Annotated in this window: 18 protein-coding genes; 11 read left to right on the top strand and 7 right to left on the bottom strand. The window is 49.4% G+C overall.

Annotated elements, in window-relative coordinates; translation table 11 throughout:
* Positions 1-108: 108 nt before the first annotated feature.
* The 4 genes from GWG06_RS27960 to GWG06_RS27945 form a co-directional block, all read right to left on the bottom strand.
* Positions 109-849 carry a 3-oxoacyl-ACP reductase family protein gene (locus tag GWG06_RS27960; RefSeq protein ID WP_127035483.1) on the bottom strand — a complete coding sequence of 247 codons (741 nt, stop codon included), beginning with the start codon at positions 847-849 and terminating at the stop codon, positions 109-111.
* A gap of 120 nt (positions 850-969) precedes the next feature.
* Complete coding sequence (locus GWG06_RS27955) at positions 970-1479, bottom strand: DinB family protein (protein WP_160717690.1); 510 nt, start codon at positions 1477-1479, stop codon at positions 970-972.
* Between the two features lie 76 nt (positions 1480-1555).
* Positions 1556-3835 (bottom strand): glycosyl hydrolase family 95 catalytic domain-containing protein, encoded by a 2280-nt coding sequence (locus tag GWG06_RS27950; protein ID WP_160717688.1) that lies wholly within the window; start codon positions 3833-3835, stop codon positions 1556-1558.
* A 117-nt stretch (positions 3836-3952) separates the two neighbouring features.
* Positions 3953-4324, bottom strand: a complete 372-nt coding sequence (locus tag GWG06_RS27945; protein ID WP_127035477.1) for a transmembrane 220 family protein — start codon at positions 4322-4324, stop codon at positions 3953-3955.
* 606 nt (positions 4325-4930) lie between these two features.
* On the opposite strand from GWG06_RS27945, the gene GWG06_RS27940 reads away from it, so the two are divergent.
* From GWG06_RS27940 to eboC, 6 genes are all read left to right on the top strand, one after another.
* A complete protein-coding gene (locus tag GWG06_RS27940) occupies positions 4931-8164 on the top strand; it encodes a SusC/RagA family TonB-linked outer membrane protein (protein WP_160717686.1) in 3234 nt (1077 codons plus the stop codon).
* A 32-nt stretch (positions 8165-8196) separates the two neighbouring features.
* Positions 8197-9972, top strand: coding sequence for a RagB/SusD family nutrient uptake outer membrane protein (locus GWG06_RS27935; RefSeq protein WP_127035473.1), 1776 nt, complete (start codon positions 8197-8199; stop codon positions 9970-9972).
* Between the two features lie 184 nt (positions 9973-10156).
* On the top strand, positions 10157-11665 hold the full coding sequence (locus GWG06_RS27930) for an FG-GAP repeat domain-containing protein (RefSeq protein ID WP_160717684.1): 1509 nt from the start codon (positions 10157-10159) through the stop codon (positions 11663-11665).
* Positions 11666-12050: 385 nt separating this feature from the next.
* Complete coding sequence (locus GWG06_RS27925; protein ID WP_202183143.1) at positions 12051-12944, top strand: EboA domain-containing protein; 894 nt, start codon at positions 12051-12053, stop codon at positions 12942-12944.
* Between the two features lie 18 nt (positions 12945-12962).
* Positions 12963-13949, top strand: coding sequence for a TatD family hydrolase (locus tag GWG06_RS27920; RefSeq protein WP_127035469.1), 987 nt, complete (start codon positions 12963-12965; stop codon positions 13947-13949).
* A 53-nt stretch (positions 13950-14002) separates the two neighbouring features.
* Positions 14003-14923: a UbiA-like protein EboC gene (eboC, locus tag GWG06_RS27915; RefSeq protein ID WP_202183142.1), complete on the top strand. Its 921-nt coding sequence runs from the start codon at positions 14003-14005 to the stop codon at positions 14921-14923.
* 111 nt (positions 14924-15034) lie between these two features.
* Here eboC and GWG06_RS27910 read toward each other — a convergent pair whose 3' ends face one another.
* Positions 15035-15670, bottom strand: coding sequence for a response regulator (locus tag GWG06_RS27910; RefSeq protein ID WP_127035467.1), 636 nt, complete (start codon positions 15668-15670; stop codon positions 15035-15037).
* A gap of 25 nt (positions 15671-15695) precedes the next feature.
* The gene (locus GWG06_RS27905) at positions 15696-17666 is read right to left on the bottom strand and encodes a tetratricopeptide repeat-containing sensor histidine kinase (RefSeq protein ID WP_127035465.1); all 1971 of its coding nucleotides are present in this window, start codon (positions 17664-17666) and stop codon (positions 15696-15698) included.
* A 646-nt stretch (positions 17667-18312) separates the two neighbouring features.
* On the opposite strand from GWG06_RS27905, the gene GWG06_RS27900 reads away from it, so the two are divergent.
* From GWG06_RS27900 to GWG06_RS27885, 4 genes are all read left to right on the top strand, one after another.
* Positions 18313-19467, top strand: a complete 1155-nt coding sequence (locus tag GWG06_RS27900) for a 3-dehydroquinate synthase (protein WP_160717682.1) — start codon at positions 18313-18315, stop codon at positions 19465-19467.
* Positions 19467-20669: a metabolite traffic protein EboE gene (gene eboE, locus GWG06_RS27895; RefSeq protein ID WP_160717680.1), complete on the top strand. Its 1203-nt coding sequence runs from the start codon at positions 19467-19469 to the stop codon at positions 20667-20669. Before GWG06_RS27900 ends, eboE begins: the two co-directional genes overlap by 1 nt.
* A 65-nt stretch (positions 20670-20734) precedes the next feature.
* Positions 20735-22102, top strand: a complete 1368-nt coding sequence (locus GWG06_RS27890; protein WP_127035459.1) for an alkaline phosphatase family protein — start codon at positions 20735-20737, stop codon at positions 22100-22102.
* A gap of 183 nt (positions 22103-22285) precedes the next feature.
* Positions 22286-23632: a Gfo/Idh/MocA family protein gene (locus GWG06_RS27885; RefSeq protein ID WP_160717678.1), complete on the top strand. Its 1347-nt coding sequence runs from the start codon at positions 22286-22288 to the stop codon at positions 23630-23632.
* Between the two features lie 141 nt (positions 23633-23773).
* On the opposite strand, the gene GWG06_RS27880 is transcribed toward GWG06_RS27885, so the two are convergent.
* Complete coding sequence (locus GWG06_RS27880) at positions 23774-24454, bottom strand: hypothetical protein (RefSeq protein WP_127043763.1); 681 nt, start codon at positions 24452-24454, stop codon at positions 23774-23776.
* A 217-nt stretch (positions 24455-24671) separates the two neighbouring features.
* Here GWG06_RS27880 and GWG06_RS27875 point away from each other — a divergent pair, with 217 nt between their 5' ends.
* Positions 24672-25457: a sulfite exporter TauE/SafE family protein gene (locus GWG06_RS27875; RefSeq protein ID WP_160717676.1), complete on the top strand. Its 786-nt coding sequence runs from the start codon at positions 24672-24674 to the stop codon at positions 25455-25457.
* Positions 25458-25460: the final 3 nt, after the last annotated feature.

The following is a 25460-nucleotide window of genomic DNA, read 5'->3' as shown; positions in this document are numbered from 1 at the left end:
TAAACGTAGATTAAAGGAAGATATTTTTTAAGTTATCACCTTTAATCTACGTTTAGCTCTCCGCTTCTACATTCGTAATTCGCAATTCGTAATTCGTAATTATTTCACTTACGCATTCGTGCCTCCGTCAATCGTAATTGCCGAACCGGTAATATAAGCGCTTTCTTCTGAAGCCAGGAAGGAAACGATGGCCGCAATATCTTCTGTGGTGCCGTATTCGCCCAGGGCGATATTCTGGCGCTGCATGTCGGAGTGCGGACCGCTGGCAGGGTTCATGTCGGTGTCTACGGGGCCGGGTTGTACCAGGTTAACGGTAATGCCGCGGGAGCCGAGATCGCGGGAAAGTCCTTTGTTGAAGGAGGTCAGGGCGGATTTACTCATGGCGTACAGGGTACCGTACGGACCGCTCACCCGCTCTGCCATGCAGCTGCCGATGGTGATAATACGGCCGCCTTTGCCGATATGCGGTACTGCTGCCTGCGTGCCTACGAATACGCTGCGTACATTCACCGCCATGGTGGATTCGTAATCTTCCAGCGTATAATCTTCAAAAGGTTTCATAACAGCGATACCTGCATTATTAACGAGTATGTCTATACGACCAAATTTATCAACGGTTGTTTTAACGGCGTTGGTAGTGGCGGTTACTTCAGCAGCATCTGCCGCAACGGCCAGTACCTGGTGACCGGCCTGTTGCAGGGTGGCGGCCAGCTCATTGGCTTTGGCGGCACTTTTTCCATAGGTGAACACAACGGTGGCGCCTTCTGCTGCCAGACGTTTAACAATGGCCGCTCCCATACCGCGACTTCCTCCTGTTACCAGTGCTATCTTATTTTCCAGACGTTTCATAAAAAAGTATTTATGACCGCAAAGCTATGCCGGTAGCCTGATTCAGAGAAGAGGAGAGCTAATTATCAACTACTAACATAAATGTTAGTACAACAATTCATCATTCATGATGCATCATGCTCACAGGTATCTTTCACGGATCACCTCAAAGTGATGAATCTGGTGTCCTGCTGTAGTGAAACCCATGGCCAGCACACTCATTTCATATTTCCAGGACATACCTTTTCTTAACAGCACTTCGTCGCTGAAACTCTTGAACAGCGCAATAGTAGCCATACGCTGTGCTTTCAGCTCATCCAGTACTTCTCCGAAGGAGCGGTCTGCCACCTCGGCAATTGCTGCATAGTAGTTCTCATCGAAGCCGGGAGCCACATTGCTATCTTTCCTGGCAAATAACAGGGTACGGTAGGTAAATATTCTTTCTGTATCGGTAAGATGCTGGAGCACCTGTTTGATGGTCCATTTGCCGGGGCCGTAGGCGTAATCGGCCTTTGCTTCCAGCGGTGCGGTGTCCATTGTCTGTAATTCGTGTAAAGACTGCTCCAGCGCCGGTATCAGGTCGATGTCGGGAACTTTGTCGATATAACGGCTGAAATATTGAGGGTCAGGGGAGATAGCGGCTTTTTTCATATAGAGACTAAAATTTTGCCGGCAATGTACGAACAATTTTTCAGCCGGCGGAGCCGCTCCGCCGGCTGAAATTTATTTATTCATATCCGTTGTTGAGCTGAATGGAACCACCTTTACGGAAGGTGATTTCCATGAAGCCGTCTTTCAGCTCTTTGGCAATAACACCCTGTTCCCTGTAGGGATACCAGGTGCGGAATGGCAGCTTCAGCCTGGCTTTACCACCTTTTTCGGCGGCGATGGTTACCTGTGTAACCTGTCCGCCGCTGCGGGCGGCGCTCACCAGGAATGCGCCTTCTGCGCGGAGCTTATCAAACGACAGTTCCTGCCAGGAAGAAGGCACTGCGGGGAATACGTGTATATATCCTGCATAGCTCTGCAGCAGCATTTCCTGCAGCCCGCCGGCGAAGGCGAAGTTCCCTTCCAGCGTAAACGGGCGGTAGGTAAATCCTGAATAGCCGCTTTTTGTCTGGTCGCCATTGGCGTGGAAGCTGTTAGGCAGGCAGAAAGCTTTTGCGAAGATGCGCAGGGCGGCAGCGGCGCCTTCTCCATCCCAGGCACGGGCTTTCATATTACCCAGCCAGGAGTAGGAGTAACCGCACCATCCCCGCGGTCCTATGCTATCCAGCAGATGAATGGAGTTGCGGATAATGGCCTGTTCTTTTTCACCGTTTTCCATACGTACTAACCCTAACGGGTATACGGACATCATATGCGAGAAGTGCCGGTGCGAATGGGTGTATGGCTCGCCAGGTGCTATCAGCATTTCCCCGGCGGGAGATAGTGCCAGTGGCGGTAACGAATGCAGCACTGCTTTCCAGTGTGCCGCCTCCGCCGGCAGCGACAGGGAACCTGCGGTTTCAGCGGCAATGCTGAAGGCATAGCGCATCAGCGACAGGTCGTAGTTGGTGGTCTGCGGGAACCAGGCGGTAATATTGTTATCATTAAATTCCGGGCTGGAGCTGATGGGCAGCTGTCTTTGTCCGGCGGCGTTTTTTATGGTAACACTTTCCAGGAATGCGGCTGTCTCCTTTATCCAGGGCCACGTCTGCCTGCGCAGGAAATTGCTGTCCATACTGTATTTCCATTGCCAGTAAAAATGCTGCGCCAGCCAGGCGGACACGGTAGGCGAACAGGAGTATTGTATCCAGCCGCCCATAGGCTGTCCATCCAGGGTTTGCACTCCCGGAACGTTGAGCCCGGACGAACCGTAGTATTGTTGTGTATAATTTTTACTGGTACCTTTCACCTTGTTCAGCCAGTTGGTAAAGGATTGTGCTTCTTCCAGGTGGTTGCCGCTGTAGGAAGGCCAGTAGCTCAACTGTGTGTTGAGGTCATTGTGTACATCGCCTTTCCAGGGTGGCAGACGGCCGTTGTCGGCTGTCCATACGGCCTGCAGGGTAATTACCGGCGACTTGCTCCTGGCTACGGAGCCGAATTTATACTGTTCCAGGTACCACTGTTTTTCCAGCAGGCTGTCCGGCAGCCTGATAGCCGACTGCTGCCAGAACTGCTGCCACCAGCGGATGTGCTGCGTATAGTCTTTGGCGTAGGGTTGCTGTATCCGGGCGCCGGCTACACGGCTGGCGCGAACAGCCTTTTCGCCGGGATAGTGTGAAGAAATACTCCAGACCCCTTCTATGGCATCGCCGGCTACCCGTTTCCAGGTAACGGCGATTTCATATTCAAAGCCGTTCCATCCTTTCTGCAGATAAGTAAGCGTTTGCCCGTTACTGTTAACATGTCCCTGTTCGTATCCCAGGCGGGCGAGGTCATCGCCGGCAACGGAGCCGCCGGCTGCCTGCCGTGCATCACCGGCATATGCAGGTGGTATCAGCAGCGGCTGAAAGTCTTTGCCCGCGTGCTCAAAGCGGAACCTTCCCACGGGATCGGTGGCATGTACAAAGGTGGTAAGCGTAACGCCATTTTTCCAGGCTACCTGGCAGACAGCTTTTTTAATATCCAGCTGTACGCTGGTGGCTGCGCCCCACTGGCGGGTATCGAACTCCAGGGCGCCACCCGGAATTTTACAGGGTGCGGCCTGTTCTTCATAGGGCGCATCAAAATATTCCTGCACAATGCCATAGTCTTTTTTAGCAACCTGTTCCTGCACCCACTTATAGCTGAATTCTTTACGGTCCAGCCCTTTCATGGGGCGTAGATCCCAGAGGTCGGCGCGATCCAGCGAAAAGCGGAGATGTCCGTTCTTTTCCCAGATGAGCGCACCCAGTATACCATTCCCAAGGGGCATGGCTTCATCCCAGCTATGCGCCAGCGTATTGAAGTGGAGATTATGTTGCGGCTGCGGCTGCGCATACGCCAGCTGACAACACAGGAGGAGTGCGAATAGTTGCTTCATTGTTCAGATGATTTTATTATTTGAGATTTTATTATTTGAGATTTCTATCCACTCATGATGTCCTCTGAACGGTATAACGTAGATCATGAGTGGATAGAAATCCCCAATAATAAAATCTCAAATAACCTTTTTTGAATAGAGATAATTAACTCCAAGAACCGCTATGCAGATAAACAGCCCGAAAAACTCGCGGGTGTCTTCTATCCAGGGTTTGGTTGCTTTCATGGTTTGTGCAATATTCTCTGCCTGGTGCTGGGAAATCCAGTCAATTACGCCATCTTTTGTGAAGAATAAATATAACGCATATACGAAGTAAACCAGTATGCCTGCCAGATACCAGGGGCGGAAAAATCGCTGTGAGGCTGCCAGTGCACAGAAGAGTGCGCTGTAGAGATAGATAGGCATCCAGATATAAGGGTCCGGATCATTGTATTGCAACCCGGCGAAGATGATGAAAATAACGCAGCATACGATGTTGAAAACTTTCATGAAAAAATATTAAGCGATAAACATACATAAAAGATCCACTTTTTTTTCCTTTTTATCAGCCAATAATTGTACTTTTTTAACCCTGGATACCGGAATGCTGTACGGATTGCAAAAAATGCGGGGAATATTTGCGGAAATGTTAAACTGACACTTGTTTGGGCTAAAATATTGTTATATATTCGGCTTGGTAAGACAAAAATTCCACGTGAGAACCAAAATCTGTTTTGAACTAAGCGTTGATATTAATCCAAAAGCGTTTCTCACTATTTATTGACTTTAAAACCAATGCTATTCATCATTTGAGGATCTGATGAACCCAACTGGTTGCTCCTGATGTTGTACATGTCCGCATCCATGTAGACATCTTTTTTTCGGTAGTTATATTTTAACTGTCCGGCAGACAATTATTATTTTCTCCTGGTCCAACGGCACCGATGTGGTGTAATGGAGAAGTAATGTCTTTCCATTTCTATCCCGGTACCTTGCTGCCCGCAGCCGCAGTACGGAAGGGGACTGTCATGCAAAGCCATATCTGCCTCAGTAATGATATAAAGCAGGTATTTTATTCATTAACCAATTTTCTTAAACGTTCCCTTAAACCACGTTATGAAAAAACATTTCTACCAGGGACTTGCCGTCCTATGCGGCATACTGCTTATGTTAGGTAGCAGTAACGTCTTCGCACAAACGAAAGTAACGGGAAAAGTGACGGACAAGGCCTCCGGCAATGTGTTGCCGGGTGTTACGGTGTATATAAAAGGTACCAACCGCGGCACAGCCACCGATCCTAACGGTAACTTTTCCATTCAGGCGAAAACGGGTGAAACGCTGATTTTTTCCTTTGTCGGATACGATCCGCAGGATGCGGTCATTGGCAGCGGGCCGGTTAATGTTGCCCTCTCGGAGAAAGTAGGTTCGCTCGAAGAAGTAGTGGTAACCGGTTATTCCAGTCAGAAGAAAAAAGACCTGACCGGCGCCGTATCCGTTGTACGGGTAGAAAACCTGACCAAACAACCGACTGCCCAGATCGCCAATCAGCTGCAGGGGCAGGTATCCGGTATTACCATCCTGGGTACCGGGCAGCCAGGCCAGGAACCGCAGGTATCCGTGCGCGGGGTGAATACTTTCGGTAACAACACGCCGCTGTACATCATTGACGGAGTGCCTATTTCCAACCTGGCCGACGTCAACCCCAATGATGTGCAAACCATGCAGGTGCTGAAAGATGCAGGCGCTGCCTCTATCTACGGCGCGCGTGCCGCCAACGGGGTTATCATCATCACCACCAAAAAAGGCTCCCCCGGCAGGGTGAAAGTTACCTACGACGGTTACTATGGCGTGCAGCGTCCCAAAGGTGGCAATGTATTTCACCTCCTCAATCCGCAGGAACAGGCAAACCTGAAATGGCTGGCCATCGCCAACTCGCCTAATCCTAAATATGATGACGAGCAATATGGCAACGGCGCCACACCGCGCCTGCCGGACTACATCACGCCAACAGGCGCCATGGAAGGCGATCCGGCAGTAGACCCCTCAAAATATAAAGTAGATCCCTTCTATAAAAATTCCAGCGATGTGGATGGCTTTTACCGCATCAACAAAGCCAACAAGGCAGGTACTGACTGGTTCCATGAAATCTTTAAACCTGCGCCTATCACCAGCCACAATATCTCCGTATCCGGAGGCAGCGACATAGGCAACTACTTCTTCTCCTTCTATTATTTTAATCAGCAGGGCACCCTCACCAATACTTACAATAAACGTTACGCAGTTCGTTCCAACAGCAGCTTTAATGTAACAGACCACATCCGGATCGGGGAAAACCTGGAGTATTCTGTCATTAATAACCCGCAGATAGGTATTCTGCAGGAAGGTAGCGGTATTGGTATGGCCTTCCGCCAGATGCCCATCATACCGGTTTACGATATTATGGGCAACTATGCCGGCAGCTCCGGCAAAAACCTGGGTAACGCACGTAACCCGGTGGCCATACAGGACCGCTTCGGCAGCACCAAAGCGCTCGCCAGCAGATTGCTGGGTAACGTTTATGCAGAAGCAGACATCCTGAAAGACTTCACCATCCGTACCAGCTTCGGCGGAGAAATATTCTCCTTCAACAACCACAACTTTACCTACCCGGAATACGAGAATCAGGAAAACAACCGGGCAAACTCATATACCGAATCTTCCGGCTCCGGCTATAACTGGACATGGACCAACACCCTGTCCTATCATAAGGTATTTAACCGCCGCCATGACCTGAAAGTCATGCTCGGCACAGAAGCCTATGATAACGTGTTCCGTAACCTGGGTGGTACGTCTACCGATTTCTTCACCTTCGATCCGGCATTTACCAACCTGACTACCGGTACCGGTACGCCCACCAACTTCAGTAATAATGGCAGCGACGGATTATTTTCGCTCTTTGCCAGGGTAGACTACACGTATCATGACCGCTACCTGATCGGGGCGCTGATACGCCGCGACGGCTCCTCCCGCTTCGGCGCCAGCAACCGCTATGGTAACTTCCCGGCTGTAAGTGCCGCCTGGCGTATTTCACAGGAAGAATTCATGAAAGGTATTTCCTGGATCTCCGATCTGAAGTTACGCGGAGGCTACGGTATTATGGGCAACCAGATCAACGTAACGCCCAGCAATATATTTACCTATTACGGTTTCGATAAAACCTCTTCCTTCTATGATATCAAAGGAACCGGCAATACTACCGCCACCGGCTATATGCAGCGGCAGATCGGCAACCCCAACGCCAAATGGGAAAGTAACGTGAACTCCAACATCGGTATAGATGCCACCCTGTTCAAAGGCGTATGGGAATTTACACTCGACTACTATCGCAAAGAGGTAAGAGATCTGCTCTATAATCCTGAACTGGCGGGTGTTTTCGGGGCAGCTACCGCACCGTACTCCAACGTGGCCCGGATGAAGAATAACGGCTTTGATTTCTCCAGCACCGTAAAAGTAAACCTGGCTAAAGATCTGAAGCTGGATGTTACCGGAACGCTGACCACATACAACAATACTATTATCGCTATTTCTGAATCAGCGCCCTACTTTGATCTGCAGCCACGCCGGTTCAATGGGAGCGCCATCATCCGTAATGCCACCGGACAGTCTATCAGCGAGTTTTTCGGATATAAGGTCATTGGTTTCTGGGACAGCCCCGAAGAAGTGACCGCCGCCAATACCGCTGCCAAAGCAAAGTACCCGGGACTGGCAGAGTACCAGCAGGACGCAGCCATGGGACGCTTTAAATATGCAGACGTTAACAATGACGGTAAGATCGATGCTGATGACCGTACCTACCTGGGTAATCCCAACCCGAAATTTTCCTACGGGCTGAATATCGGTCTGACCTATAAAAATTTCGATTTCAGCATGTTCCTGTACGGCGTACAGGGAAATAAAATCTGGAATCAGGTACGTTGGTGGACAGACTTCTATCCTTCCTTTGAAGGCGCGAAAAGCAAGACAGCACTGTATGACAGCTGGCTGCCTACACGTAAGAATGCCACCGCGCCCATCCAGGAAACCAAATCCTATAACAGCACTTCCGGTGTGCCTAACTCCTATTTCGTAGAGAACGGATCTTATCTGCGCGCCAAGAACCTGATGCTGGGTTATACTTTCCCCATCTCCATGATGAAGCGCCTGGGCGTACAGAAATGCAGGGCATACATACAGGCTGCCAACCTGTTTACGATCACAAAATATACCGGCGTAGATCCTGAGATCACCGGTAATACCACCGCATTTGGTATCGATGAAGGCGCCTATCCGAACCAGCGTCAATACCTGGTGGGAGTGAACCTGGTATTCTGATTTTTTATCCGAACTGTAAAACTGAAAGAGACATGAAACCAATACGATATTCTACATTAATAGCCCTGATAGCAGGCGGAATATTAGTGTCCTGCGGGAAAAATTTCCTGGACAGGCCGCTGTATGGCGCGTTGCCGGAAGAATCGGTAGCCAATAAAGCCGGCGTTAACTTTTTACTGATAGGCGCCTATGGCGCACTGGATGGCCAGGCGCCCGGTCAGCAGGCGCTGGGTGGCGGTGGCAGCGGCTGGGAAGCATCTCCTACCAACTGGATCTATGGCAGCGTAGTAGGTGGCGACGCCCACAAAGGCAGCTCCGGTAATGATCAGGAAGGGATCAATACTATCATGACCAGCACCGCCAATGCAGCTAACAGCTTTTTCAATACCAAATGGAAAGCCGTATATGAAGGCATCAGCAGATGTAATATCACTATCCGGAAGATGCAGGCGGCCCAGGATATGAGTGCCGCCGAAAAAACGGAAGTAGAGGCGGAAGCGAGATTCCTCCGCGGGCACTACTACTTTGAGCTGAAGAAGTTTTTCGACAAGGTGCCGCTCATTACCGATACCACCACCGAAGTACGTATCGCCAATGACAAGGATATCTGGCCTTTCATCGAAGCGGAGTTTAAATTCGCTATGGATAAGTTACCCGCTACACAGTCCGACGTAGGCCGCGCCAATAAATGGGCCGCACAGATATATCTTGCCAAGACATACCTGTATCAGAAAAAGTATGCAGAAGCGCTGCCTCTTTTCAATACCGCCATCGCTTCCGGGGTTACTTCCAATGGTATGAAATATGCGCTGATGCCGGATTTTAAGGATAACTTCTATGCCCCTACGAAGAATAATTCCGAATCCGTTTTCGCCATTCAGATGACCGCCAATGATGGCACCAATGCTATCACCAATGCCAATGCCGGAGATATGCTGAACTTTCCCTATAACAGCCCGTTTGGCTGTTGTGGCTTCTTTCAGCCTTCGCAGGACCTGGTGAACTCCTACCGTACCGACCTTAACGGACTGCCCTACCTGGATACCTATAACCAGCATCCCGTGAAAAGTGATGCCGGCATCAGTTCAAAAGATCCGTTTACACCGGATGCCGGTCCGCTGGATCCGCGGCTGGACTGGACCGTAGGCCGCCGTGGCCTGCCGTATCACGACTGGGGCTACCATCCTGGCGCCAACTGGGTACGTGACGCCAAATATGCAGGACCCTACGCCGGCAAAAAAATGGTGTACTGGCAGCAGGATCAGGACAAATACAAGGACGCCCACTCCTGGGCTCCCGGCTCCGCCATCAACGTAGTGCTGATCCGCTACTCCGATGTACTGCTGATGGCCGCCGAATGTGCCGCACAACAGAATGACCTGGGCAAAGCCCTCACCCTGGTGAATGAAGTACGCGGCCGCATCGCGGACAATCCCTCTAAATGGCTGCACCGCTACCTGGTAGATACGCTGCCGCTCAGGGGATTTGATCCTGCCAAACCGGCCGCCAACTACTCCATCAAACGCTACCCTGCCTTCTCCGATAAAACCTATGCGCTGAAGGCCATCTATTTTGAGCGTAAGCTGGAACTGGCCACAGAAGGACACCGCTTCTTCGATATCTCCCGCTGGGGAATCGCAGACCAGGTACTCAATGCCTACTACCAGTACGAGAGCGCCATCACCGGCGATCTCGGCGGCGCCCACTTCACCAAAAATAAAAATGAATACTTCCCCATTCCGCAACGTCAGATAGACCTCACGATGATTGACGGGAAAAGGACGCTGATACAGAATAAAGGATATTAACGGGAATTGCGAATTACGAATTGCGAATTACGAATGCAGAAGCGAAGATGTAAACGAAGATCAAAGGGTATACTCAATAGTTATTTCCTTTGATCTTCGTTTACATCTTCGCTTCTGCATTCGTAATTCGTAATTTGTAATTCGTAATTTTTTTATTTTCGGGTTCAATCAAAATCATCACCTCATGCGGGGCTTTGCCACTTTACTCATCACCGGTTGTTTTATTTATAGTTGTCAGATGCCCGCGAAGGAGGAAAAGGGAAAAGTGCTGGCAGATAAATATTGTTCAGGGTGTCACTTGCCTGTGGCGCCGGATATGCTGGATAAGGAAACATGGACCAGGCATGTACTGCCGGCAATGGCGCCGAAGCTGGGCATACGTGTCTGGAACGGAGATCAGTATTATCCGCCGCAGCCGGGAGAAAAAGCGTCGCTGATTTCTATTGAAGACTGGACCACGCTGACAGCATATTACGAAAAGATGGCGCCGGAGAAACTGGCGCCTGCCAAAGTGCCGGCGCCGCTGCAGCGTGACTGGAGCATCTTCAGTATGAAGCGCCCGGAAGGTGTGGATACCAATGCGCTGGCAACTACCACGATGGTGTCTTTTGATCCGGAGCAGCCGGTAATATATACCGGCGACGCCGGCTCCAATGCGCTGGCACGATGGGATAGCACGCTGCATCGTAATGCATGGTGGCGGATGCTTTCACCGGTGGTACATATGGCGTATTACCGTGACAGCGCCGGACAGCAGCAGGGTCTGTTGACGCAGATCGGTAATATGCGCGCCCTGGATGCCCCCGCCGGCGTAATCAGCAGCCTGAACCTCGGAGAACCCGGCAGTAAGCTGAAAGACCTGGCCGCATTTTTAAAACGCCCCGTGCAAACAGTGACCGCCGATTTCGACAGGGATGGCCTGAATGATATGGCCGTATGCGCCTTCGGGCATAACCAGGGCGGGCTTTACTGGCTGAAACAATTACCCGGTCACCAGTATCAGCAGTTGACCATTTCGGAAGTGCCCGGCGCCATTCATGCCGAAACCGGCGATTTTAATCACGATGGCTGGACAGACCTGATGGTACTTTTCGCGGCTGCTGATGAAGGCATCTGGTTATTTGAAAACGATAAGAAGGGAGGATTCACATCTTCCTGTCTGCTGAGATTCCCGCCCCTGTACGGTTCTACGGGATTCCAGCTGGTGGATCTGAACGGGGACGGAAAAGAGGATATATTATATACCTGCGGAGATAATGCAGATTTTTCCATGATCATTAAACCTTATCATGGTTTATATGTCTATCTGAATGAAGGTGGGCATAAATACCGCCAGGCATGGTTTTATCCGGTCAATGGCTGTACGAAGGCTGTAGCGGCGGATTTTAACCGGGATGGTAAAACAGATATCGTTTCCATTGCTTTTTTTGCAGATATGAAGACGAACCCTGCTGAGAAATTTATTTACTTCGAAGGCAGGGGACAGCTGGATTTTGTGCCGCATGCACCACCTATTGAAAAGGAAGGACATTGGATATGTATGGATGTGAAAGATTACGATCATGATGGCGATGTTGATATCATACTAGGAAACTATGGACGCGGATTTAATATACTGGACGATTATAAACCGGAGTGGAAGGAATATCAACCGTTTATAGTGTTGCAGAATAATGTTGTCATAAAGAGGTGATGATAAAAACAATCGTTTATTTGGAGAAGACGTAGAATAATATGTATATTACACCCGATAATTATTGCCGCGTGCAAAAGCTCTCTGACTGATCACACTGAAGGGGATAAACAGTTAACTGTTTTGACTAATTTGTGTACGCTTGTTCTTATCTTTGGTATTCCAATCACAAAATATTACATGGTATCGTCCGTCTGATGCTATGATATAAAGATATCCTGATGCATAATCAGGTTTTAGAATGGCGGAAGGAGAGGCAGCAATGCCTCTCTTTTATTTTTATAACCATCTATCAAAATATTACCTCACTTATTCTGAAAATCTGGGTAATCATGGTTATTTTTAATCAGAAATTCAGCATTATCATTTTAAACAGGATATTTCAGTGGCTGCATATGCATACGATCAGGAGAGGGTAGCGATACTGCTAGGAACAATTATCCGTAATAACAGTAGTGAAAAATCAACTGCCTGGCTGCAGCAAAGACTGCAGGTTTATCAGGAAACCGGATCCCTGCCTCAGTTTAATCAGACCTTTACCGCTATTCCCAGGTTTACCGGAAAAGATATTATCAGTCTGACGCCGTCAGACAGCAGCGGACTGGAAGCTGCTGTACCCGCATTTTTCGTACACGGGTGGACGTTAGACCGCCTCGTACGCGTATGGTGGTTGCTGCAGTTACCCGCCGGCAGCCAGACTGCCTATATCGATGCGGTTGAAAATCTGTTCAACGCCGCAGAAATGAACGAACTGGCCGCATTGTACAGCGCCCTGCCCCTGCTGGCATGGCCGGAAGAATGGAAACAGCGTACTGCCGAAGGTATACGTTCCAATATAGGCATTGTGCAGGAGGCTATAATGCTGCACAACCCTTACCCGGCGCAGTACCTGGACGAACCCGCCTGGAACCAGCTGGTGATGAAAGCTATCTTTACAGAAAAGCCGTTGCACCATATAACGGGTTTGGATAAACGCAGTAATGCCGCGCTTGCTGCCATACTCACCGACTTTGCCCATGAAAGATGGGCCGCCGGCAGAAAGGTATCGCCCATGCAATGGAGGCTGCTCGCCGGATTTATTACCGAAGCCAATTTTGCCGACATCACACGTGTATGGCATTCTGCCGACCAGACAGAAAAAGCCGCCGCCGCCCTTACCCTGTCGCAATCCGATTATCCGCCAGCCCGCCAGCTGCTGGCACAGGATAGCGCCCTGGCCGGCGAAATACAGCACGGTACCCTGTCATGGGATACCATTGCCGAAAAATCTGAATACTGACATCTAAATCTAAAAGCCATGTGTGGAATTCACGAACTCACAGAAAAAGATCTTCAGCCACTCACATATACACCTGCTTACCTGGATAAAATAAAAGGCATGCGCTTTTTTGATCCGCATGTGCATATGACTTCCCGCACCACAGACGACTATCAGGCAATGGCCGATGCCGGTGTAACAGGTATCATCGAACCTTCCTTCTGGCTGGGACAACCGCGTACCGGTATAGATACCTTCCGCGATTATTTCAGCAGCCTGCTGGGGTGGGAACGTTTCAGGGCATCCCAGTTTGGTATCAAACATTATTGTACCATCGGCCTGAACTCAAAAGAAGCCAACAACGAAAAGCTCGCAGAAGCTGTTATGGAGATACTCCCGCAGTTTATCTATAAAGAAGGTGTAGTAGGTGTGGGAGAAATAGGCTTTGACGACCAGACAGCCCTGGAAGAAAAATATTATCGCGCCCAGCTGGAACTGGCTAAGGAAGCGGGTTTGCCCGTGCAGATACATACTCCCCACCGGGATAAAAAGAAAGGTACACAGCGTAGTATGGACATCGCCCTGGAACATGGCCTGGACCCGCGCATGGTAATAGTGGACCATAACAATGAAGAAACAGTAAAGGAAGTACTGGACCGTGGTTTCTGGGCAGCATTTACCATTTACCCGTTTACAAAGATGGGAAATGAACGGATGGTAGCCGTAGTAAAACAATACGGAAGCGAGCGCATCATGGTCAATTCCGCTGCAGACTGGGGTATCAGCGATCCGCTGGCCGTTCCTAAAACAGCAGCCCTCATGCACGAAAGTGGTATTGACTTGAATGACATTCATTTGGTAACTTACAGGAATGCCGTTACTGCCTTTGCACAAAGCGGACAACTGAATGAAGCTGATTTTGACACTGCAGGAAACATCGATCAGAGTGAAAAATTTAATGGAAGTACCGTTTTACGCGGTGGTCAACAGCCAAGAATCAACAAAAATACAACCATCATCCGGTAATGCCTGGCGGCCTTTTTACTGCTGGCAATTAACCATGAAAACCTATTTACGCGGTGAGTTATATTGTTAGCAAAGTAATCGGATACCTGCGCCTGATGCGCCCCGCCAATATTATTACTGCCATTGCAGATATACTGGCCGGCGTTGCCATTTCCGGCTATTTTTTACACACAGATTTCCAGGAATATACACTGGATCAGGTATTGCCCGTCATCTGCCTTTGCCTTGCTACCATCGGTTTGTATGGCGGCGGCGTAGTGTTCAATGATATTTTTGATGCCACCCTGGACACTACCGAGCGTCCGGAAAGGCCCATTCCCAGCGGTATTATCTCCAGAGTACAGGCGGTTATCCTCGGTATATACCTGCTGCTGGTAGGTATTATCGCAGCCTTCTCCGTAGGCCGGTTTACCGGATGGGCAGGCTGGATTTCTATTGCCATTGCCGCATCCGCGCTGATCTATGATAAATGGGGAAAGCACCATAAAACATTAGGACCCCTTAATATGGGACTATGCCGCGGCCTGAACCTCCTGCTCGGTATCAGCGTAATACCTGATGCAGTAGCCACCTGGTGGTGGATAGGACTGATACCCGTACTCTATATTGCGGCTGTCACAAACATCAGCCGCGGAGAAGTATATGGCGGAACTACACGCAGCATAAAAGTTACAGCTGTCTGCTATCTCATTGTGCTGGCGGTCATCACAGCTATGGCAACCCTGCATCATCGCCTGCCGGTAGCTGCGCCGTTCCTCCTGTTATTTGCCGTCATGATATTCTCTCCTTTATGGAAAGCATGGAAAAACCCGACAGGACCCAATATAGGTAAAGCCGTAAAAGGAGGCATCGTTGCCCTGATCGCCATGAACGCCGCCTGGGTAGCCTCTTTCGCCACCCTGCCACTGGCCATAGCCGTATTGCTGCTGCTACCGGTATCCATGATTCTGGGAAGACTCTTTGCAATAACCTGATGGTTATGTGGTTATTTTTTTATTTGAGATTTGTTTCTCATCAGTATGCATTTTTAACATCAGTATGCATACTGATGAGAAACAAATCTCAAATAAAAAAATAACCACATCTTAAATAATTCCTCTCTTTATCGCTTCCTTTACCAGCCCCGCTGTATTTTTTACGGCGAGTTTCTGGGTGAGGTTGAGGCGGTGGGTTTCTACGGTACGCAGGCTGATGAAAAGCATTTCTGCGATTTGCTGATTGGAGTGTTCTTCTGCAATCAGCTTGAGGATTTCCTTTTCCCGCCGGGTGAGAGGAATATCGTAACCGGTCGACTTCTGGCCGGTGAGCATCTCCTGTAATAATTGTTGTTTGATGCTGGCATCGATGAACTGTTCTCCTGCATGCACTTTTTCGATAGCGGCAGCGAGGGTTTCCTGATCTGTATTTTTGAGCAGGTAACCGCTGGCGCCGTTGCGCAGCATCTGTTTGATGTAATGCGATTCCATGAAGTTGGTCAGCGCAATAATTTTTACGCGGGGATGCGATTTTCTTACCTGTTTGCATAATTCCAGCCCGTCAATTTCCGGCATCTGAATATCCAGCAGCAGCACGTCGGGTTGTGCGGCAGGTAAGGCGTCAATAAGGGTAATGGCGCTATTGCTTTCATATACCACCTGAATGTGGGAGTATGGCGCCAGCATTGCTTTTAATCCATTAATGACCAGCATATGGTCGTCAGTAATGGCTAATCTGATTTGCATATCGAAATAAAAAATTAGAATGGAATTATACTTCCATCAGTTGCATAATGGCGATGTTGAATTCTATGTATGCGGTTGTGCCTTGACCTGTAGAAGCGTCTATTTCCAGGTTACCGTTTAATGCCTTTATTCTTGATTGAAGACTGTTTAAACCCATGCCCGTAGCGGATTCCGGATGTTGCTGAAAGCCTATGCCATTATCTTCCACCTGTATTGTCAGCAGCGCTTCATGTTGTGTCAGCTGTACAATCGCTTCTGTAGCTTCAGCATGTTTGATGATATTGTTGACCAGTTCCTGTATGATCCGGTAAACGGAAAGCTCAAAATTCCCTTTGAACCGTTGAATGTTGTCTGTGGCATAAAAGAATATCTGCAGCTTCCGGGAGTGGCTGACATTCCTGCAATACAGCCGTAAAGCGTCTGCAAGGCCCATGCGGTTAAGTACTTCGGGCATGAGGTTATGCGCGGTTTTACGTACTTCTCCGATGGAATCATCCAGCATTACCATGGCGTGATTAAAGCCGGTGTCCCGTTGCAGGGTAGGGTGTTCGTATTTGAGGGCGCCGAAATGCATCTTCACGGCGGAGAGCAACCCGCCGATGTTATCGTGCAGGTCCCGGGCCAGCCGCGTACGTTCCCTTTCTTCTCCCGCTATCATGGCTTCCAGCACCTGTACGGTTTTTTCTATCTCCAGTGTCTGCAGCTGCTGCTGTTGCAGGTGCTGCCTGTGTTTCAGCCGCTGCCAGATGAAGAAGGCCATTGCCAGTAAGATCATGACAGAGATCATGATGATGATGATCCACATGTTTTTCTGTTGCAGTTGCACATCCTTCTGCACCAGCAGCAGTTTTTTTTCTGTCAGTTCCCTGTCCTTTTTCTCAGACAGATATTGCATTTCCAGTTGTTGTACCTGACTCTGTGAAGCTACGCCGGTGAGAGAATCATTCAGCACTTCGTACTTTTCCCGCATGGCGAAGGCGCCTCTGTAGTCGCCGAGGGCGGCTTTCATGTTAGACGATACATAATATGCCCAGCGGAGATCCAGGCCGGCATGCATACGCTTGGCCATACTGATGGATTTATCCACATAGGCCAGTGCTTGCCTGTCGTTCCTGTGATAGAACAGTGACCGGCCATAGCCCAGGTACAGATAGGTATCCGGCATCTGGAACTTTTCCGATATGGCCAGCGCCGTTTTATACTGCTGCAGGGCCTGGTCATGTTTGCGCTGGTCAAAATAAGCGCTGCCGAGGTTGATCATCGCTTTCATTACAAAGAAGCTGTCGCCTACTTCTCTTGCCAGTGTAATGGCCCGCCGGTAATAGGTTTCGCCTTCCCCGTAGCGTTTCATGCCGGTAACACTGGCGCCCATGATGATTAAGGCAGCAGACATACGCTTGCTGTTATTGATCTGACTTCCTAACCGGTAGCCTTTGACCGCATATTGCAATCCTTTCCGGTAATCTTCAAGTTTATTGAAAACAGCGCCCAGGCTGTTGTTCATGGCGCTGGAAAAGACGCTGTCATTGCATTTTTCCGCCAGTTTGAGTGCTGCGAGGTAATGCCTGGCTGCCCCGGGAAAGTTACCCATGTTCAGGTACTTGTTAGCGCTGTAGTTGAGCGCACGCATCAGATTGCCGGTATCGCGCAGGGCGGTGTAAATTTCAATAGCCCGGTCCAGCATGAACAGAGACTGTCTGTATTCTCCCCGCAATTCCTGCACAAACATATAGTTGCAGGCAAAATCTGCCACACCTTTGGCGTAATCTATTTTACGGCTTAGCCGGAGAGCGCTCCGGAATACGCTGTCAGCCTTCTTCAGCTGGTCTGGCAGATAAGTGACGCCAATACAGAATAAGGTATGGATGCGTCCCGTATCGCTGGCCTGCTGCCTGAATACCTGCAGAAGGCTGTCACGCTCCTGTTCCCTGACGCATGCCGCCGCAATACGAACGGTAAGTAAAAAACAACAAATCAGCAGTAGCTTTTTAGACATGGTTTAAACAGTTACACAACCTTACGGTTGCCCCGGTAATTGCAGAAAAATACCTGGTAACGTTACCCGAATACAGAATGGCAGCAGGAATCAGATGAACGATCGCCGCCGGTTGTTGTGCCGGTATTAACAGGGTATTGCAACAAGAGAAGTACAATACGCATCCGGGTGACAGGGGCAACATCAGCAGTACAACCTGCCAGATATTCGTCTACAGACAAACAATTTTTTCCTGGAACGACAGCGTGGTTACAGTCAGTTTTCAGTTATCGTAAAGGTCCTGATTTCTGATGGAATACACAATAGTCAATAGGATAAGCGGACACTGTGTTTTTACGTAGTTTTCCCGGCGCCTTTCTGGAATCCTTTACGGTAAAAGGTTTGGCGCCGGCAATACGGACGTCCGTAGTTCTACGGATTTTTGCAATTACCGGTATGTACTGTCATACGGGTACCTGAGTACATGTTATTTTGTACTATGGTTATGGAGTTTGTATCACTGTTTCTCTATTGCATACAGATAACAACAAAAAGGTAAAAAACTGTAAGGGCTCCGTTCCCGGAGCCTTATTCTTTCTGTAATATCAAATTTTTTATATGTACTTTAGAAGTATTGTTTTTTCAGAAAGATGTTTGCGGAATTGCCATGGAATATATTCATCAAAATTTTGACGTCAACTTTAAGTACGGGGTGCACTTTTCCAGTCACCTGTTCGACCCGGCCAACACCTGTTTGTCAGCCTTCCTGGAATCCAGGGCAGATGCTGCTTTTCAGAAGAAATTACTGGTAATCCTCGATGGAGGCGTGGCAGCAGCTCATCCCGGCCTGCCCGACCAGATAACCCGGTATCTCAGCGCAGTGCGCGGCTTTCAGCCAGCCCCCGAAATTATTACCATCAGCGGTGGCGAAAGTGTGAAGAATGATTTACCATTGGTATTCAGCCTGGTAGACGCTATTGACAAATACGGCATCGACCGGCACTCCTATGTCATCGGTATCGGCGGCGGCTCTCTGCTGGATCTGGTGGGGTTTGTAGCTGCTATATCCCACAGGGGAGTAAAGCATATTCGTATACCCACTACCGTATTATCGCAGAATGATTCCGGCGTAGGTGTCAAGAATGGTGTTAACTACAAGGGAAAGAAGAACTTTCTCGGGTCCTTTGCACCACCTTCTGCTGTTTTCAATGACAGCCATTTCCTGACAACGCTGGACTCGCGTGACTGGCGCTCCGGTATGGTGGAAGCGGTAAAGGTAGCGCTGATCCGCGATACCGCCTTCTTTGAATGGATAGAAGAGAAAGCAGTTGCCCTCACCGGCGGCGATATGCCTGGTATGCAATACCTTATCTTCCGCTGTGCAGAACTGCATGTGGCACATATCGGCGGTGGCGGCGATCCGTTCGAAAGCGGTTCCTCCCGCCCCCTGGATTTCGGCCACTGGAGCGCGCATAAGCTGGAACAGCTTACCAGCTTCTCCCTGCGGCATGGTGAAGCAGTAGCCATCGGTATTGCGCTGGACAGCGTATACTCGTTCCTGTTAGGTTGGCTCGACGAAGCATCTATGTACCGCATTATCAGTGTGTTGAAAAATATGCAGCTGCCCGTATGGCATCCGCTGCTGGAAAAGCAGGATGGCCGGCCCTCTCCCGTAGTAGCGGGCCTGGAAGAATTCCGCGAACATCTCGGCGGGCGCCTGACCATCTCCCTGCTGAAAGCTATCGGCACCGGGGCAGAAACGCATCATATGGATCTCGACCTGCTATATGCGGCAGCCGATATCTGCAAAAAATTACAGTAATGCAAACACCATACGGACACCTCACCTATTGCACCAATATACATCCCGGCGAAAAATGGGAAGACCATTTCGCGCAGCTACGGCAGCATATCCCGGCTATTAAGCAACGCCTTTCACCGGATAAACCCTTTGGCATAGGCCTGCGCCTGGCCAATACCGCCAGCCTGGAACTCGCCAGGGAAGAACAGCTGAATGCCTTCCGGAAATGGCTGCAGCAGGAGAACTGCTACGTGTTCACCATGAACGGTTTCCCTTATGGCGGATTTCACGACACCGTAGTAAAAGACCAGGTACACACACCCGACTGGACCCAGGCCGATCGCGTAGCCTACACCATCCGCCTGTTCAGGATACTGGCCGCCCTGCTGCCGGAAGGAATGGAAGGTGGTATCTCCACCTCTCCGCTGTCTTATAAATTCTGGTGTAACCGCTGCGAAGAAGAGCAAAATTCATTCACAGAAAGCGCTACACTCAATATGCTGCTGGTGCTGGAACAGCTGGTACGCATCCGCAGAAGCGGCGGCCCGCTGCTTCATCTGGATGTGGAACCCGAACCGGATGGCCTCCTGGAAAACACCGGGGAATATATCAGCTGGTATTTCAATGACTTACTGCCCGCAGGTATCCCGTTTATAAAAGAGAAATTTGATGTGACAGATGAAGCCGCGGCAGACATCATTAAGTCACACATCCAACTGTGCTACGATGTATGCCACTTCGCCCTGGTATATGAAACGCCGGCGCAGGTGCTGGAAACACTGCACAGCCGTGGCCTGAAAGTAGGAAAGATACAGATCAGCGCCGCCCTCAGGGCAGATATGACCACCCGGCGCGAAGCGGTAGTCAACGCTTTCCGGCAGTTCAATGAACCCGTATACCTGCACCAGGTCATTGCCCGCAAGGCATCAGGCGAATTGATTCATTATCCCGACCTGCCGGAAGCCCTCGCGGATGCCGCCAATCCACAGGTAACAGAATGGCGTTCCCATTTTCATGTACCGGTATTTATCAACCGGTTTGATGTGCTGCAATCCACGCAGGAAGACATTATTGAGGTACTGGCCCTGCAACGCAGCCAGCCCTTTACCCAACACCTGGAAGCCGAAACCTATACCTGGGAAGTTTTACCGCCTGCCCTGAAAGAAGAAATCGGTCTGTCCGTTTCCAGGGAACTCGAATGGATAGCCGCACAGCTGCAGTAGTATTTGTTGGAATTGTGAGCGCGGAATTATAGCTTTATACCGGAAAAGAAACGGCGATCATCTCTATGAGAAAGACAGTAGTAATGGATGTAGTTGGCTTGTCTGCTTCACTTCTGAAGCACATGCCCTTTATGCAGCAATACACGCAGCAAAGGCATATGGCCACGGTAACGCCCATGTTGCCGGCGGTGACTACAGCAGTGCAAAGTACTTACCTGACAGGTAAATGGCCCAATGAACACGGAATTGTGGGCAATGGATGGTATGATCGTACAGACTGTGAGATTAAATTCTGGAAACAGTCCAACAGGCTGGTAGATGCGCCCAAAATATGGGACAAAGCCCGCAGACTCAACCCGGAATTTACCTGCGCGCAAATGTGCTGGTGGTACAATATGTACGCCAATGTTGATTATTCGCTGACACCACGACCTAATTATCTCTCCGATGGCCGCAAAATTCCGGACTGCTATACTACGCCGGATACCTTGCGTGACTATCTGACAAAAGAGCTGGGAACCTTTCCCCTCTTTAATTACTGGGGCCCTACCGCCAGCATCAAATCCTCCCAATGGATCGCTGACGCTACCATCCTCACCGATAAATTATACAATCCCACACTCACTTTCGTTTACCTGCCGCACCTGGATTACTGTCTGCAGAAATTTGGTCAGGACCCGGTACGTAATGCGAAAGAAATCAGTGAAATCGATCAGGTATGTAAACAGCTGATTACCTATTATCAGCAGCAGGGCGTAGATCCGGTGGTGTTGTCAGAATATGGTATCACCAATGTGAATAACCCGGTGTACCTGAACCGCCGGCTGAGAGAAGAAGGGCTGCTGGCACTGCGTGTGGAAAGAGGGCTGGAGCTGCTGGATGCCGGTGCTTCCAAAGCCTTTGCCGTAGCAGATCATCAGCTGGCGCACATCTATATCAACGACCCGTCCTGCTATAAAAAAGTACGGACCATACTCGAAAATACACCCGGTGTAGAACTGGTGCTGGACAGGGAAGGCAAGCGGCAGCATCATATGCATCATGAACGCAGCGGCGACCTGATCGCCGTCGCCGACGCCAACAGCTGGTTCGCCTACTACTATTGGATGGATGATAACAAAGCGCCTGACTTCGCGCGTATTGTAGACATCTTCCGTAAACCAGGCTACGACCCGGTGGAAATGTTCATGGATCCTGCCGACCCGCTGGTGAAGCTGAAAGCAGGCGCCAAACTCCTGAAAAAGAAACTCGGCTTCCGCTATCTCATGAATGTTATCCCCCTGGATGCCACACTCATCAAAGGCTCCCACGGCAGATTGGAAGAAAACCCACTGCATCATCCCGTAGTCATCAGCAACAATCCTACCGGCAAAAATCAGTTGCAGGCAACTGAAGTGTATGATGTTATTTGGGAGACGCTGATGGGGAGATAATAATTACGAATTACGAATTGCGAATTACGAATGAAGAAGCGAAGCGCTAAACGTAGATTAAAGGTGATAAGTATTAAGTATCTCCTTTAATCTACGTTTAGCGCTTCGCTTCTTCATTCGTAATTCGCAATTCGTAATTCGTAATTATTTATATTAATTTAGATCGCAGGTAAAATTCCAGTTATGAAAAGAAGAGATTTTATAAAAACCGGTACCCTGGCAGGTTTGGGCGCAGGGCTTACTATACTTGATTTTCCGGTATTCGGAAAAAATGCTCCTGGTAATAAGTTGGTGTTGGGTGTGATGGGAGTGAACTCCCGTGGCAACTGGCTGGCACAGGTGGCGGCAAAGCTGCCGGGCGCGGAGATAGGCTATATATGTGATGTAGAGGACGGGGCCATTGAAAAGGGATTAAAGGCAGTGGCGGGTGCTCAGGAGCGCAAGCCGCAGGTGATAAAGGATATACGCCGGTTGCTGGAGCGCAGGGATTTTGATGCGCTCATCATTGCAGCGCCGGACCACTGGCATGCTCCGGCAGCTATCATGGCTGCGGCGGCAGGTAAACACGTGTATGTGGAAAAGCCCTGCGCACACAATCCGCATGAAGGAGAAATGCTGGTAGCCGCAGCGAAAAAATATAACCGGCTTGTGCAGATGGGTAATCAGCGCCGCTCCTGGCCTAACCTGCAGCAGGCCGTGAAAGAAGTAAAGGAAGAAGGTATTATCGGCAAGGTGCACTATGGCCGCGGATGGTATGTCAATGACCGTAAACCCATCGGTACGGGAAAGCAGGTACCAGTGCCGGGTACGCTGGACTGGGACCTGTGGCAGGGTCCTGCACCCAGGCAACCATACCTGGATAATATTGTGCACTACAACTGGCATTGGCGCTGGCATTGGGGTACATCCGAAACCTGTAACAACGCTACGCATGAACTGGATTGTCTGCGTTGGTTTATGGATGTAGACTTCCCCACAAAGGTAACCTCTGCAGGCGGTCGTTATGCTTATCCTAAAGATGATTGGGAAACACCGGATACACAAACGCTCAACTTTGAATTTGAAGGTGGCAAAGCTATCGCCTGGGAAGGCCGCAGCTGCGATCCTTTCACGCTGGAAGGCAGTGGCCGCGGCTTTACGCTGTTCGGTGAAAACGGAAGCCTGTATAACTCCGGCGGCGACAGCTACAAAATCCTTGACAACAAAAACAAGGTGGTGAAAGAAGTAAAGCAGGCCGCCAATCCCAATCAAAGCGTAACCAATACCGTGAGCCCCGCCGGCGAATTCTATGATGCCATTCATCTCAATAATTTCCTGGAAAGCATCAGAGGTAATGCCACCCTTCACTCAGAAATCAATACCGGCTATCGCAGCACCTTGCTATGCCTGCTCGGAAATATAGCGCAACGCACCGGCCGCATACTCCACACAGATCCCCAAAACGGGCATATACTGCATGACAGAGAAGCTATGGCGATGTGGGGAAGAACGTATGAGAAGGGATGGGATCCGGGAAGACTGGTTGGATAGAAACCACGCATTCATTTTATTATTTTATTATTTGAGATTTATATAAAAGCGAAGACCAGAGCAAATACTTAAAGTACAATCGCTCTGGTCTTCGCTTTTATATAAATCTCAAATAATAAAATAATAAAATGAATTCGTAGTTTATTTCGGTAGGAGGTATTTCGCAATATCGAAGTTCGGTGGCGGGGGATCTTCATTATAGGCACTTTCAATAATTTCTCTGGAGGGGAAAAGCTTGAAGCCCTTTTGCCATATGGGGTGGGAGCGTATTTCTTCTTCAGGTCCGGGGGTGACGGGTAGTTTTATTTTATGGTAGATGGCAGAGAGACAATGTTCCAGACGGGGGGCATTGAGTTCTGCGAGGTCTATCTGCCAGCTGAAGTTGTCTTCATCGTGTGTGGCGACAGGCGTCCATACATTTTTGAAAGTGGTGATTTTAAAGCTCCTTTCAGTAAAGCGGAAGTCTGTCAGCTGAATGAGATCGGGTTGCATGATTTCCTCACCACCGGGCATTTTCACATAGCCGTAACCGTATATGTCCAGTTGCTGGGTGATGATCCTGGAGCGCACCAGCTGTCTGATCTCTTCCACTATCTGGTCTGTCTGCAGGCCGGCGCATCCGAAGTTACCGGTTTGGGTGAGTTGTACAGGAAGCAGCAGACGGGATTCCATGAATTGAGTCAGTATGATGTGCAGATCTTCGTATATACGTTCATGTGCTACGCCAATGGTGTTGTAATCACTGTAGATATCATTGTCTTCATCCTTGAACAACCATTGAATCGTATAACCGATGTTGGGAAAATCAATCGTTTTCGTCATATGACAGTAGAGCCGTTGGTTTTTGATAAATTGAATATACCTATTATTTCATTAGCTTTATAGACTAGCAATAAATATAATATCTTGTTATCTCCCATAACTTATAGTTATTGCTATTATTTGTCTGCCTTTCGCACATGACCTACTTTTGAACGACCTGTAATGAACGAAACCAACCACACCAACCATAAGTGCTCATTCCCGGAGGGATGAAAGAATGGAATATTTACAACAATCTGATTACCTGCCTGTCCTGTTGATCGGGGTAGTTGTCGGTTATTTATCCGGCCTGCTGGGAAAAGGAGGAAGTGCTATCAGTACTCCTGCGCTGCAGATATTTGCCGGTGTGCATCCTTTTCTGGCGCTGGCATCGCCGTTACCTGCTTCTATTTCCAGTACCTTATCTGCAACAGTGGTATACAGCAGGGAGAAATTATTCAACCGGCGTGTAATATTGCTGGGCGCCGTTTTCGGTGTACCTGCCACTATTGCCGGATCCTGGCTGAGCAGTTATCTGCCGGGAAAAACGCTGATGGTGCTGACTGCGCTGTTCATTGTCACCATTGGTCTGAGTCTGTTGTTCGCCTATCTGACCAACAGAAACAAGTCGCCCGAAATGGCTATTACCAGCAGCAGCGTAAAGGCAGAACAGCTGATAGGCGCGGCGCTCTTCATTGGTTTTCTGGCAGGGCTGCTGGCTAATGCCGGCGGAATACTGTTCAGTTCCTTCTTTATCAAAAAGCTGAAAATGCCTATTAAGCAGGCTTTGGCTTGTGCAGTGGTCCTGTCTGCCATCTTATCGGTGCCCGGCGCCATTACACATTGGTACCTGGGGCATATTGACTGGAACATTGCCCTGTTGTTATCACTTACTGCGTTCCCCGCCTCCTGGCTGGGAGCTAAGACAGCCGTGAAAATGAAGACACCGCTGCTGGAAAAAATATTTGCCCTGACATTAGTGGTATTCGGTCTGTACGATATCATTTTCACCCTTTGCAGATAGCCG

The sequence above is a fragment of the Chitinophaga solisilvae genome, from assembly GCF_009928525.1.
In the GTDB taxonomy this organism is placed as follows: domain Bacteria; phylum Bacteroidota; class Bacteroidia; order Chitinophagales; family Chitinophagaceae; genus Chitinophaga; species Chitinophaga solisilvae.
Note: the sequence above shows the minus strand (reverse complement) of the source record. Positions and strands in the feature narration are given on the sequence as shown.